Source organism: Cohnella hongkongensis (genome assembly GCF_042654645.1).
GTDB lineage: Bacteria > Bacillota > Bacilli > Paenibacillales > Paenibacillaceae > Cohnella > Cohnella hongkongensis.
In genome coordinates, this window is record NZ_JBHSEP010000003.1 from 253,197 (window position 1) to 265,900 (window position 12,704).

The 12,704-nt window shown below is 60.3% G+C and carries 15 protein-coding genes; 3 read left to right on the forward strand and 12 right to left on the reverse strand.

The window, feature by feature from the left end:
- Window positions 1-213: 213 nt before the first annotated feature.
- Window positions 214-885: an MOSC domain-containing protein gene (locus ACFO3S_RS06635; RefSeq protein WP_378093603.1), complete on the reverse strand. Its 672-nt coding sequence runs from the start codon at window positions 883-885 to the stop codon at window positions 214-216.
- Between the two features lie 107 nt (window positions 886-992).
- On the opposite strand from ACFO3S_RS06635, the gene ACFO3S_RS06640 reads away from it, so the two are divergent.
- Window positions 993-1,130: a DUF6254 family protein gene (locus tag ACFO3S_RS06640; protein ID WP_378093605.1), complete on the forward strand. Its 138-nt coding sequence runs from the start codon at window positions 993-995 to the stop codon at window positions 1,128-1,130.
- Between the two features lie 92 nt (window positions 1,131-1,222).
- Here the strand turns inward: ACFO3S_RS06640 and ACFO3S_RS06645 are convergent, their stop codons facing one another.
- Window positions 1,223-1,951, reverse strand: coding sequence for a phosphonate ABC transporter ATP-binding protein (locus tag ACFO3S_RS06645; protein WP_378093607.1), 729 nt, complete (start codon window positions 1,949-1,951; stop codon window positions 1,223-1,225).
- A gap of 134 nt (window positions 1,952-2,085) precedes the next feature.
- On the opposite strand from ACFO3S_RS06645, the gene ACFO3S_RS06650 reads away from it, so the two are divergent.
- Window positions 2,086-2,316 carry a hypothetical protein gene (locus ACFO3S_RS06650; protein ID WP_378093609.1) on the forward strand — a complete coding sequence of 77 codons (231 nt, stop codon included), beginning with the start codon at window positions 2,086-2,088 and terminating at the stop codon, window positions 2,314-2,316.
- A gap of 32 nt (window positions 2,317-2,348) precedes the next feature.
- On the opposite strand, the gene ACFO3S_RS06655 is transcribed toward ACFO3S_RS06650, so the two are convergent.
- Complete coding sequence (locus ACFO3S_RS06655) at window positions 2,349-2,486, reverse strand: hypothetical protein (protein WP_378093611.1); 138 nt, start codon at window positions 2,484-2,486, stop codon at window positions 2,349-2,351.
- Window positions 2,487-2,620: 134 nt separating this feature from the next.
- On the opposite strand from ACFO3S_RS06655, the gene ACFO3S_RS06660 reads away from it, so the two are divergent.
- A complete protein-coding gene (locus ACFO3S_RS06660) occupies window positions 2,621-3,373 on the forward strand; it encodes an HAD family hydrolase (RefSeq protein WP_378093613.1) in 753 nt (250 codons plus the stop codon).
- A 204-nt stretch (window positions 3,374-3,577) separates the two neighbouring features.
- Here the strand turns inward: ACFO3S_RS06660 and ACFO3S_RS06665 are convergent, their stop codons facing one another.
- The 9 genes from ACFO3S_RS06665 to ACFO3S_RS06705 form a co-directional block, all read right to left on the reverse strand.
- Entirely contained in the window at window positions 3,578-4,669 is a 1,092-nt protein-coding gene (locus tag ACFO3S_RS06665) for a hypothetical protein (protein ID WP_378093616.1), read from the reverse strand.
- Window positions 4,670-4,788: 119 nt separating this feature from the next.
- Complete coding sequence (locus tag ACFO3S_RS06670; RefSeq protein WP_378093618.1) at window positions 4,789-5,115, reverse strand: hypothetical protein; 327 nt, start codon at window positions 5,113-5,115, stop codon at window positions 4,789-4,791.
- Between the two features lie 80 nt (window positions 5,116-5,195).
- Complete coding sequence (locus tag ACFO3S_RS06675) at window positions 5,196-6,686, reverse strand: glutamate synthase subunit beta (RefSeq protein ID WP_378093620.1); 1,491 nt, start codon at window positions 6,684-6,686, stop codon at window positions 5,196-5,198.
- Window positions 6,687-6,814: 128 nt separating this feature from the next.
- On the reverse strand, window positions 6,815-7,306 hold the full coding sequence (locus tag ACFO3S_RS06680) for a dihydrofolate reductase (RefSeq protein ID WP_378093622.1): 492 nt from the start codon (window positions 7,304-7,306) through the stop codon (window positions 6,815-6,817).
- A 47-nt stretch (window positions 7,307-7,353) separates the two neighbouring features.
- Complete coding sequence (gene thyA / locus ACFO3S_RS06685) at window positions 7,354-8,148, reverse strand: thymidylate synthase (RefSeq protein WP_378093624.1); 795 nt, start codon at window positions 8,146-8,148, stop codon at window positions 7,354-7,356.
- A gap of 85 nt (window positions 8,149-8,233) precedes the next feature.
- Window positions 8,234-8,725 (reverse strand): acyl-CoA thioesterase, encoded by a 492-nt coding sequence (locus ACFO3S_RS06690; protein ID WP_378093626.1) that lies wholly within the window; start codon window positions 8,723-8,725, stop codon window positions 8,234-8,236.
- A gap of 146 nt (window positions 8,726-8,871) precedes the next feature.
- Window positions 8,872-10,293, reverse strand: a complete 1,422-nt coding sequence (gene lpdA, locus ACFO3S_RS06695; protein ID WP_378093628.1) for a dihydrolipoyl dehydrogenase — start codon at window positions 10,291-10,293, stop codon at window positions 8,872-8,874.
- A gap of 3 nt (window positions 10,294-10,296) precedes the next feature.
- Window positions 10,297-11,610, reverse strand: a complete 1,314-nt coding sequence (locus ACFO3S_RS06700; RefSeq protein WP_378093630.1) for a dihydrolipoamide acetyltransferase family protein — start codon at window positions 11,608-11,610, stop codon at window positions 10,297-10,299.
- An 89-nt stretch (window positions 11,611-11,699) separates the two neighbouring features.
- Entirely contained in the window at window positions 11,700-12,677 is a 978-nt protein-coding gene (locus tag ACFO3S_RS06705; protein WP_378093632.1) for an alpha-ketoacid dehydrogenase subunit beta, read from the reverse strand.
- Window positions 12,678-12,704 lie beyond the last annotated feature (27 nt).

Consider the following 12,704-nt stretch of genomic DNA (forward strand, 5'->3'; position numbering starts at 1 on the left):
TGCGGTGTCTTTCCGCCTCCCGGCTCGCAGCTCCCGGCCGTCCGGAACGGGGGGCGGAGCGGGAGCGGCATGCGAAAGCGGTACGGGTTGTCATCCTTCGAGTCGCGCGGCAGGGAGGCCTAACGCATGAAGCCGCTTGATGCGTTAGGCTTTCGGGACGGGGGATGTCAGGGGGGGAATGGAGGCTTGGGGAACGCCGAGTCGGCAGAAGGCCTATTCGCTCAGCCGAGCCAGACGCTGAGTCAGCGTCTTCGACCAGCTTGCCGATAACGCGTCGACGGCGAGCAGACGGCGCATGCCTTCCGTATCGTTCCGATCCCGATGCATGACGCGGTTGGCCTCGGCTACCGTCACGCGATCCGGATGGGCCTCCAGCAGCGACAGCTCATCGCCCGCTCGCACCTCTCCCGTCTCCAGCACGCGGAAATAGAAGCCGGTCGCTCCGCTGCTCGTCACTAGCAGAGGCAGCTCGTCCAAGCCCCATTTCATGGCCAGCTTCCAGCAAGGCTGTCTCGGCTGGCTGATTTGCACGACGGCGCTCCCGATCCGGAATACGTCCCCGACGCTCACTTCATGCTCGATCAGTCGTCCGACCGTGAAATTTTCCCCGAACGCTCCGTAGCCGAGCGTACGGCCCAGCACCTGCTCCCAGTGCGGATAATGCTCGTAGCTGTATACGCATATCGCCTTGTCCGGTCCTCCGTGATGCTCCAGATCGGCCTGCTCGTCTCCTTCAAACCCGAGACCGGTTAACCGCAAGGCGCTCTGGACGGAGCTCTTCGAGATGCCGGACTTCGCTTCTTTGCCTTTATATATCGAGGTCTGCACCCGGCCGATGTTGAGAGACAGCAGCGGATAGACCGACGCGCGTACAGCGCTGCTCATAAGATAACCTCACCTTCTCGCCCGCTGCGGACAAGCCGTGAATAACGTCCGGCTCCTTCCGCCACGCTAATTCATGTATCCACCACTCAACGAAAGGCGGAAATCGGATGACCACTTCCAAACGACGAAGAGAAAGCGCCTGGAAAAGCCGCAAACAAAACCAGCATCCCCACGGCAAAATTTCCTCGCTGCACGAGCTGGCCGACGAACCGGGCGAAGGAAGAAAGCCCGAGTCCCCGACCTGATCGGCCGGCTGCTGCCGGCAGAAGTCCAAGCCGCCCGGACGCCGCGTCTGCCGGCGAGCCGGGCGGCGCCGGCTGCTCGGGCGTCCGGCTTGCTAGGTCAACCGAAGCTTCTCGGCAGCCGTCAAGCGGCGGCCGCGCACCGTCATCACCAATCGGCCGTCCTGCATGCCCCAGATTTCGTCCGCGAATTTCTCCGCCAGCTCGATCCGGTGCAGCGCCGCCACGATCGTCGTCCCCTTCTCGCGGCACAGCTTCTTAAGCGTGCCCATCATCTCTTCGGACGTATGGGGATCCAAGCCGGAGACCGGCTCGTCCGCCAGCACGAGGCGCGCGCCGTGAACGAGCGCCCGGGCTATGGCAATCCGCTGGCGTTCGCCGCCGCTCATCCGCTCCACGATCTGCTTCGACCGCTCCATCAGTCCGACGTGCTCCAGCATGTCCATGGCGCCCATGTAATCGTCGCTGCGCACCATGCCGGTTATTCTGCGCCAGAGAGGCGTCTGCTCGGACGCTCCGATCAGCACGTTTTTCAGCGCGGTCTTTCTTTCGTACAGGAGCGGCTTCTGCTCTAAGTAGGCGATTTGCCGCTTATAGCGCATTTTCGCCAGGAAACCGGCCTCCATCAAGTCTTTGCCGTCAATCTTGTATTCTCCGGAAGTCCACACTTCCTTCAGAGCAAGCGCTCTCAGCAGCGCCGTTTTGCCGCTGCCGCTCGAGCCTACGACAGCGATGAACGTTCCGGGCTCGAGGCGCGCGTCGATCTCTTTCAGTATCGTTTTTCCATCGGGTATCGTGCGGGTCAATCCTGAAATTACGATCATGGCTGTCCTATCCCTTCAATCCTTAATAAATCTAGTGTACGGCATAATCCCATCCCTTGCCATACGAACAAATGTTTGCTATAATCAAAACAGGAACAAATGTTCCCGATACTGTTTCGAAGGTGGGATCAGGGATGATGAAATGCGAACATCTCCGTTACTTGGAACCTCCGAGAGGCGCCAGACCGTCTAGAGACCTGACTTTCAAATTTTACGACAACGGCAAGCTCGTCATCATCGATAACGACACGGGCAGCACGATAAGCCCCCGCGAGCTTAGCGGGGGCAGCTACGACTTCTATGTCCGTCAGCGCATTCGCCTGATCAAGCGCGACCTGATGGAGAAGATGATCAAGTACGCATGACGGCAAGCGGCGCGCTTCCCGCCCCGGCTGAATCAGGGCAGATTTTTGTTGATTCCGTTTAAGCTGGGCGGGAAGCGCCTCATTTTCCTGACGTCCGGATCTTCCTTATGCTCCTTTAATCCGGACGGCTTCATCGGTTCGTTCAAGCTCCGGGATATTTTTTTGGCCACTGCGTCTCACCCCCTGCCCTTCGTTTTCCGAGCGGTTACTTTGTAGTTTTCCTCTTTTCGCTCATTTACAAACCCGGCACGGCAGGCCATAATGAGAATAATGGAATGAAAGACTTGAAGGAGAACCGCATCCGATGAGCCAACAAATTTTATTCGACCTTGACGATACGCTAGTCTACTGCAACAAGTATTTTCACGCCATCCTGGATCGCTTCGCCGACCGGATGGCCGAATGGTTCGGCCCGGCCGGCATCGGCCGCGAGGAGATCGCGGCCAAGCAGACGGAGATCGACATCGCCGGCGTTCAGGTGCTCGGCTTCAAGAGCGAGCATTTCCCCCAATCGATGGTCGACACCTACCGCCACTTCCAGTCCGTCACCGGACGGACCAGATCCGCGCTCGAAGAGGAGCAGCTGTGGAAGCTCGGCAACAGCGTTTACGATCTGGAGATCGAGCCGTACCCGATGATGGACGAAACGCTTGAGAAGCTTGCCGGGAAAGGTCACGAGCTCCATCTGTACACCGGCGGAGATGCCGCCATTCAACTGCGCAAGATCGAAAGCATGCGCCTGGAGCGCTACTTCGAAAACCGGATTTACATCCGCCAGCATAAGAACACGGAGGCGCTGGAGCACATTTTGTCCGGGGGCGGCTTCGACCGGGAGAACACTTGGATGATCGGCAACTCGGTCCGAACCGACGTGCTGCCTGCCGTACGCTGCGGCATTAACGCCGTATACTTGAAGCAGGAGGCCGAATGGGCCTACAACGTCATCCCGATCGACGCCAAGCCGCGCGGAGCGCTGCTCACTCTCACCGAGCTGCCGCAAGTTCCGCCTGCGATTCACCGGTATTTGGACGATCATCGGATGAAGGAATCGGGTTGAGCTGCGCTCAAGCAAAAACGCCTTCGTCGTCCTCTAGACGCGGAATCGCGTTATTGTCGGAGGGAATTCAGATCAGGATAGCGAATTTGATCCTTTCTGAATCCCCAACAAAGGGGCATGCGCCTCCTTCGGGAGATGCACGCCCCTTTATTATGCGGCCGGACGGGCCGTGAATTTCCACCGTCCGCAGCCGCGCTGCGCCTGTTAACGGCTTGTCGGTTCGTCGGCGCTTAAGCTGTTCAGCTTGTCGAATAGTTTGCGGACGCCGACCGACCAAAGCGGATCCTCTGCGTAAGTCCGGTTGAACCATTCGAACGGATCGTGGCCCTCGGGTCGGCTCTTGCCCAGCTTTACAAGCAGCCGGGCGGCTATGCCGGCGGAGTTCTCGATGTCCGTATTGTATTCCATCCAGCTATGTCCGACATTAAACGGATTATTGGCGATCTTCAGCGCGTGCTTGGCCGACCTGGGCACGAAGCCCTGTTCCTGGCCGGTAATGGCGAACAGAAGGTGCGGATGAAGATCGTACTCGCGCGCCGTCGCCATAATCGTTCCGAAATAAGGCTCCTCGGACAGCAGGGAATCCCGGCTGTTCAAGTAGTCGACGAGAGCCGCCTCGTCAATCTCCGTATATTGCAGCGTTTGCGGCATGCCGATATCGGGGGTCGGCTCCGGAGCTGCCGCAGGAGCGGGAGACGCCGTTTCGACAGGCTCCGCGACGGGCGCGGGACGGTCCCCGCTCAGCGCGGCGATCGTTCCCGCCGCTCCGACCAAGAGGACCGAGGCCAAAGCGAGGGCCCGGCCAGGCCTGACCCAGCCCCTGACGGCCTTACCGATCCCTTCCCGCCAGCCGCTCCGGTCGCGCGCCCGGACCTCCGGCGCGGCAACGGACTCCGCCGACGGCTCCGGCGCAGGCCGTCTCCGTCTCTCCAGCCGGGAAGCGAGCTGCTCCGGGCTCCATCTGCGCTGCGTGCGCTCGTTCGCCCATTCCAGAATCGGCTCCAGCAGACGCTCCGTCAGCAGCTCGTCGTCGGTCCCGATCTCTGCGAACAGATCGAGAACGTCGTCAGGGAGAATGTCGCGCCTCTCCCCGACCAGACAGCGGGAAATCAGTTGATCGATCATGCGAAGCTTGATCTCCTCCGGCACGTTCGGCAATCTCTGCGCGAGCGCCCGGCGAATCGCGTCGGCGACGATCTCGGCGCGGCGTCCGTCCGGAAGCGGCGCGTATTTGGTCTGCACATATCTGCGGATCGTATGAATGTCCGTAGGCGACAGCAATGCGGCGCTCTCCATCGTAAGCCTCCCCCGTCCGATCTCGTTCCTCGCCAGTCACAAGTGTACCATAGAGGAAAGTTTTGGGGGAAGCCCTGTCTTCCGAACCAGCTTCGGACGCCGTTCGATCCGAATCGGCCTCAATCGCCGGAAGATGACGCCGCTTCGACAATCGCCCGCCGCACCTCGTCGGTGCGGATAAACGCGTTGATCTGCTCCTGCTCCGCTTCCGTCAGCTGATATTCGCAGTCGCAGCCTCCGTCCTGCGTTATGAGCTGGATCGGGTGCCCGTCGTGGGTGCACACCGCGATAATGGCAAAGTCGGCCAGTTCCTTCGGCAGCGGCGTCTCTCCCGCCGTCTCGGGCCGCAGGACAACGTCCACCCACTGCCCGTCCCGGCGTTCCGCTTGATACTGAAAGCCCGTGAACCGCAGCTCGGTCCACAACTCGTCTCCGTACCGAATCATTCGGCTTCCCTCCTCCTTTGGATCCATAAAAAGAGGCCTCCCCGCGCAGGGGACGACCTCTTTACGATAACGGAAATCGGTTAAGGGAGCAACGTGCTGCCCATCAAAAATTTGTCGACCTCGCGAGCCGCTTCGCGGCCTTCGTTGATCGCCCAGACGATCAGACTCTGACCGCGTCTCATATCTCCCGCCGCGAACACCTTGTTCACGTTCGTCGTATATCGGCCGTACGGCGCTTTGACGTTCGTGCGGCGGTCCGTCTCCAGCTCAAGCTGGTCGATCAGCGTGCGCTCGGGACCTTCGAAGCCGACGGCGACCAGGACGAGATCCGCCGGCCAGACTTTCTCCGTGCCGGGAATTTCCTCGTATATTTTGCGGCCTTGCTCGTCTACGTAACGGCGAATCTGCACCGTGTGCAGCTCTTTGACGTGACCGTTCTCGTCGCCTACGAACTTCTTCGTCAGAACGGAGAACGCCCGCGGGTCTTCTCCGTACAGAGCTTTCGCTTCCTCGTGCGCATAATCGAGCGTATATACGTTCGGATACTCCGGCCAAGGGTTGTTCGCCGTGTCGCGCTCCAGCGGAGCCTTCGCATGGGTGCCGAATTGGGTGACGCTCGAGCAGCCGTGACGCAGCGCCGTCGCCACGCAGTCCGTACCGGTGTCTCCCCCGCCGATGACGATCACGTTTTTGCCCTTGCCGGAAATATAAGTGCCTTCCTGCAGGTCGTGATCGAGATAGCTCTTGATCGTGCTGTTCAAATAATCCATCGCCTGATAAATGCCTTTCAGATCATGTCCTTCGACGTTCCCGATCGGACGCGCCTTCGTTGCGCCGCCGCACAGGACGACGGCGTCGAACTGCGCCAGCAGCTCCGATGCGGGAAGTTCCTTGCCTATCTCGGTGTTCAGAACGAACTGCACGCCTTCCTCGGCCAGCAGATCCACTCTCCGCTGCACGATAGACTTCTCCAGCTTCATCGTCGGGATGCCGTACGTCAGCAGCCCTCCCGCGCGATCCGCCCGCTCGTATACGGTCACCGTGTGGCCGGCCTTGTTCAATTGGGCGGCTGCGGCAAGCCCCGCCGGGCCGGAGCCGACGACGGCCACCTTCTTGCCGGTGCGCGTCTTCGGCGGCTGCGGCACGACCCAGCCTTCCTCGAAGGCTTTGTCGATGATGGCCTGTTCGATCGTCTTGATCGTGACCGGCTCTCCGATCAGGCCGACCGTGCAAGAGCCTTCGCACGGGGCGGGACATACGCGGCCGGTGAACTCCGGAAAATTATTCGTCTTGGCCAGCCGCTCGTACGCTTCTCTCCACAGTCCGCGATAAACCAGGCTGTTCCATTCCGGTATCAGATTGTTGATCGGGCAGCCCGAAGCGCTCCCGGCCAGCTCGATGCCGGTATGGCAGTACGGCGTGCCGCAGTCCATGCAGCGCGCGCCCTGCGTGCGAAGCTGCTCCTCGGAGAACATCCGGTGAAACTCGTTCCAATCCTTGATGCGCTCCAGCGGATCGCGGTCGCCCGGCAGCTCTCGCTTATATTCCATAAATCCCGTAGGTGTCGACATCGTGCAAACCTCCATATCCGTCGGTATCTTTGTGGCTTCGTCTCCTTGCAGCATTTGTCTGTCGATGATAGATCATCCTAACAAATGGAGCTTTATCTCACAATGGATTATCCAACTTATTGTTTGCATTATTTGTCGCAGACCCGCTCATAGACGCAAAAAGCGTGGGAAAAAACGTTCCGTTCGTCCACGACGCCCTCCTCGCGCGACACGAGCCGCCACTCCGTCCGGTCGAATTCGGGAAAAAAAGCGTCTCCGTCAAAAGGCTGCGCCAGCTCTGTCAGCAGCAGCCGGTCGGCTGCGCCCAGCGTCTCCCGATAGATCTCCGCTCCGCCGATCACCATCAACTCGTCGTCGCGATATTTCTCCAGCGCTTCTTCGACCGACCGGACCAGCTCGCAGCCTTCCGGAGCCCGCTCAAGCGTCCTCGACAAGACGACGTTCTTCCTGTCCTTCAGCGGGCGGCCCAGCGATTCGAACGTCTTGCGTCCCATTAAGACCGGCTTGCCTACCGTATGATTCTTAAAATAGCGCAGATCTGCCGGAAGCCGCCACGGCAGCTCGTTGTTGCGGCCGATCGCTCCGTTGGCGGCGACGGCGGCTATTAGCGTGACCGTCATTGGAGACTCCCCCTACTGTTCGTACTGTGTCGGCATCCGCCGCAGCGCTAGATCGCTACGGGAGCTTTAATGCCCGGATGATGCTCGTAGCCGACGAATTCGAAATCCTCGAACTTGTAATCGAAGATCGAGTCCGGCTTGCGCAAAATGTTGAGCTTCGGAAGCGGCAGAGGCTCTCTGCCGAGCTGAAGCTTCACCTGCTCCAGATGATTGCTGTAAATATGAACGTCTCCGCCCGACCAGATGAACTCTCCGACGTCCAGGTCGCACTGCTGTGCGATCATATGCGTGAGCAGCGCATAGGAAGCAATATTGAACGGAAGACCGAGAAACGTATCGACCGAACGCATCGTCAGCATGCAGCTCAGCTTGCCTCCGGCGACGTAAAATTGAAAAACGAAATGGCACGGCGGCAGCTTCATCTCGTCGATGACGGCCGCGTTCCAGGCGCTGACGAGATGTCTGCGCGAGTCGGGATTGCGCTTGATCGACTCGACGACCTGTTGGATCTGATCGATCTTGCGGCCGTCCGGACCTTCCCAGGCGCGCCACTGCGAGCCGTAGACCGGGCCGAGATCACCGTTCTCGTCCGCCCATTCGTCCCAGATGCTGACCCCGTTCTCTTTCAAATAGCGGATATTCGTATCGCCTCTGAGAAACCACAGAAGCTCGTGAACGACGGATTTCAGATGAATGCGTTTCGTTGTCACGAGGGGGAAGCCCTGCGACAGATCGAAGCGAAGCTGCCGGCCGAATACGGACAGCGTGCCCGTGCCGGTCCGATCCTCCTTCTTCACCCCATGATCCAGAACGTCTTGAAGCAAATCCAAATAGTTGCGCAACGCTACACACCTCGACACCAAATTTGTGTTTTATTGTACCATCCGCCTCCGCGACTTGTCACTCCTCGCTGTCGGCGCCGCGCGGTCACTCCGTCGGGGAGAAGCGCTGAGCGCGCCTCCTGCGGCGCTGCTCGTAGCGCTCCGGCGCGCTCTCGTGCAGTCTGCGCTCGGCTTCGTTCTCAGGCGCCACGGGAGGCACGGGCACCGGTCTGCCGTCCTCCCCGAGCGCGACGAATGTCGAGAAGGCGGTGCAGGTAATCTTCCGTTCTCCGGTGAACAGATTTTCCGCCCGCACGACGACGTAGACCTCCATCGAGCTGCGGTGCGTCCATGTGACGAACGCCTCCAGTTCGACCGCCTCGCCCATCCGGATCGGCGCCAGGAAGTCGAGGCTGTCGGTCGAAGCGGTGACCACCGTCCTGCCGCAATGGCGCATCGCCGAGATCGCCGATATTTTATCGATAGATTTCATCAGCGCGCCGCCGAACATCGTTCCGTTATGGTTGGTGTCCGTCGGAAAGACCAGCTCCGTCATCACCGACCTGGACCTTCCGACCGGCCTTGCTTCCTCGCTCATCGCGCTCATCCCTTCATCCGTCTTTCCCTTAGTCTATGCCGGAACGGGGGCGCTCCACGCCCTTCCGGGAAAACAAGAAAACCTTTATGAAGACTGCGGCGACAGCATGTCGCCCAGCCTTCATAAAGGTTATTCGGCATGTCGAATCAGGATTTAGGCGCCAGCGTGTGGATCGGATGACCCATGGCGAGCTCCGCCGTATCCATCGTAATTTCGGCCAGCGTCGGATGCGCGTGAATCGTCAGCGCGATATCCTCGATCGTCGCGCCCATCTCGATCGCCAGACCCAGCTCGGCAATCATGTTGGAGGCTTCGACTCCGGCAATTTGCGCGCCGAGCACCAGACCCGTATCCGCGTCGTGAACGAGCTTCATGAAGCCGTCCGCGCCGTTCAGCGTAACCGCGCGTCCGTTGCCGCCGAACGGGAATTTGCTGGACTTCGCATTGTAGCCCTTCTCCTTCGCTTCCTTCTCCGTATAGCCGACGCTGGCGCACTCGGGATCGGAGAACGCGACGGCGGGAATGCACTTGTAGTCGACCTTCGACGGCAGGCCGGCGATCGCTTCCGCGGCCACCTTCGCTTCGTAGGAGGCTTTGTGCGCCAGCGCCGCGCCCGGGACGATGTCGCCGATCGCGTAGATGTGCGGAATGTTCGTGCGGCATTGCTCGTCGACTTCAATAAGGCCGCGCTCGCCGACCTTCACGCCGATCAGATCCAGACCCAGCTCGCCGTCGGTGTTCGGACGGCGTCCTACGGTGACGAGCAAGTATTCGGCCGTTACCGTCTTCTGCTCTCCGCCAACCTCGTACGTTACCGTAACGTCCTTGTCGGTCTGCTCCGCGCCTTTGGCCAGCGCGCCGTTCACGATCTCGACGCCGGACTTCTTCAGCTTCTTGACGACGAGCTGGCTCATGTCCTTGTCGAAGCCCGGAAGAATCGTATCCGCGCCCTCGAGCACGGTCACCTTCGTGCCGAACTTGGAATACATTTGGCCGAGCTCGATGCCGATGTAGCCGCCGCCGATCACGACGAGGCTCTTCGGCAGCTCCGGCAGGGACAGCGCTTCGGTCGAGGACAGAATACGTCCGCCGAACGGGAACGGCTTCAGCTCGATCGGACGGGAGCCGGTCGCGATGATGCAGTTTTTGAACCGGTAGCGGGGCGCCTCCTGGTCGTTGAACAGGCGGGCTTCATGTTCGTTGATGAACATGACTTCGCCGTTAAACATTTGCACCTTGTTCGCTTTCAGCAGCATCTCCACGCCGCCGGTCATTTTGTTCACGACCGAGTTTTTGTACTCCTGCACTTTACCGAAGTCGACGCTGACGTTGTCTGCGGACAGCCCGTAGCTCGCCGCGTGCTGCATCGACTCGTAGTGATGAGCGGAATTGATCAGCGCCTTGGACGGAATGCAGCCGACGTTCAGGCAGACGCCGCCGAATTTCGCTTTGTCCGCGATAATGACCTTCTGGCCCAGTTGAGCGGCGCGGATCGCCGCGACGTACCCGCCGGGGCCCGCACCGATAACGAGCAAATCAATGTCAAGAGAAGCATCCCCTACGACCATGAATTACACCTCCATGACAAGCAGTTCCGGATCGTTAAGCAGCTGCTTGATGTAATTTAAGAAATTTTGCGCCGTAGCGCCGTCGATAATGCGGTGATCGAAGCTGAGCGACAGAGCCATGACCGGAGCCGCGACAATCTCGCCGTTCTTGACGACGGCTTTCTCGGAGATGCGTCCCGTGCCGAGAATCGCGACTTCAGGGAAATTGATGACCGGCGTGAAGAACATGCCGCCGGCGGAGCCGATGTTCGTGATCGAGATCGTGCTTCCCTTCAGCTCGTTCGGAGCCAGCTTGCCGTCGCGGCCGCGAGCGGCCAGATCGCGGATTTCGTTCGCGATCGTCCAGATGTTCTTGCGATCGGCGTCGAACACGACAGGAACGAGCAAGCCGTTATCCGTGTCCGTTGCGATGCCGATGTTGTAGTACTTCTTGTAGACGATTTCGTTGGCCGCTTCGTCGATCATCGCGTTCAGCGCCGGGAACTCGCGGCACGCGGCGACGAGCGCCTTCACGATAAACGGCAGGTACGTCAGCTTGACGCCCTTCTTCTCGGCGACCGGCTTTGCCTTGGCGCGGAGCGCCACAAGGGCGGACACGTCGACCTCATCCATCAGCGTCACATGAGGCGCCGTGTAGACCGATTTGACCATCGCGTTGGCGATCGCCTTGCGAATGCCCTTGAACGGCACGCGCTCTTCGACGCCCGGACCGCTGACGGCGGATGCCGCTTTCGGAGCGGCCGATGCCGCCGCAGGCGCTTCCGCCGTCTCAGCGGCCGCCGCTTTCGGCGCGCCGCCGGAGGCGTACGCCAGCACGTCCTCCCGCGTAATGCGTCCGTTCTTGCCGCTGCCGCTCACTTCCGCGATGGCGACGCCCTTCTCGCGAGCAAGCTTGCGTACGCTTGGTGTGGCCAGCACAGGCGCGTTCGACGCCGGCTTCGGCGCAGCAGCCGCTGCAGATGCGGCCTCCGCCGCCGGCTGCTGCGCCGGCTCGCCCTTCGTATCCGCGCCGCCGGTCGCGCTGTTGTCGCCGGAAGCGTGGCCGTCCGCCGCCGGTGCCTGCTCCGGCACGTCGCCCTCGGCTTCGATGACGGCGACAAGCTCGCCGATATGCATAACTTGTCCATCCTTGGCCAGCACTTCGAGCACTTTGCCGTTCACCGGGCAAGGCACTTCGACGACCGCTTTGTCGTTTTGCACTTCCATAATTATATCTTCGTCCGTTACCGTCTGTCCCGGCGAGATAAGCACTTTGACGATTTCGCCTTCATGCATCCCTTCGCCGAGCTCCGGGAACCGATATTCGAATCTCGTCACCTGGAACCCTCCTCGTCTCCCCCCAAAAAGCGACGCGATGCAGCGCAGCCCGTTCCGATGTCTTTTTGGGGACCCCGATTTTTTCTAAATTAGAACTGCAGCACTTGATTGGCGGTTTTCACAATACGAGCCGGAGTCGGCAGCCATACGTCCTCGATCTGCGCGAACGGGTATACCGTGTCCGGACCCGCGCAGCGCAGCACCGGAGCTTCCAGGTGCAGAATCGCTTTCTCGTTGATCTGGGCGATAATCTCCGCGGCCGCGCCGGAAGTCTTCTGGGCTTCCTGAACGACGATCGCGCGGTTCGTCTTCTGGATGGAAGCGACGATCGTGTCGATGTCGAGCGGCAGCAGCGTGCGCAAGTCGATAACTTCCGCCGATACGCCGTTCTTCTCCAGCTCCTCCGCCGCCTTCACCGCCGTATGAACCATCAAGCCGTAAGCGATGATCGTAATATCCTTGCCCTCGCGAACGACGTTCGCCTTGCCGATCGGAACGGTGTATTCTCCTTCCGGCACTTCCGCGCGGAATGCGCGATACAGGTTAAGATGCTCCATAAAAAAGACCGGATCGTTGTCGCGAATCGCCGAGATGAGCAGGCCTTTCGCGTCGTAAGGATTGGAAGGAACGATGACTTTGATGCCCGGCGTCTGAATCGCCAGCCCTTCCAGCGAATCGGTGTGCAGCTCGGCTGCCTTGACGCCGCCGCCGAACGGCGTGCGGAAGACGATCGGAGCGTGATAGCGTCCGCCCGAACGATAACGCATGCGCGCGGCTTGCACGAACATCTGGTCGAGCGCCTCGAAGATGAAGCCTACGAATTGAATTTCCGCAATCGGGCGGAAGCCCTGAATGCCCAGGCCGACCGCCAGTCCGCCGATTGCGGACTCTGCCAGCGGCGTGTCGAATACGCGCTGCTCGCCGAATTCCTTCTGCAGTCCTTCCGTCGCGCGGAATACGCCGCCGACGTGGCCGACGTCTTCCCCGAAAACAAGCACGTTCGGATCGCGCGCAAGCTCTACCCGCATCGCGTCGCGAATCGCGTCAATCATTGTCATTTGCGCCATGCTGTTTACTCCCCCGTCATCTAAGTT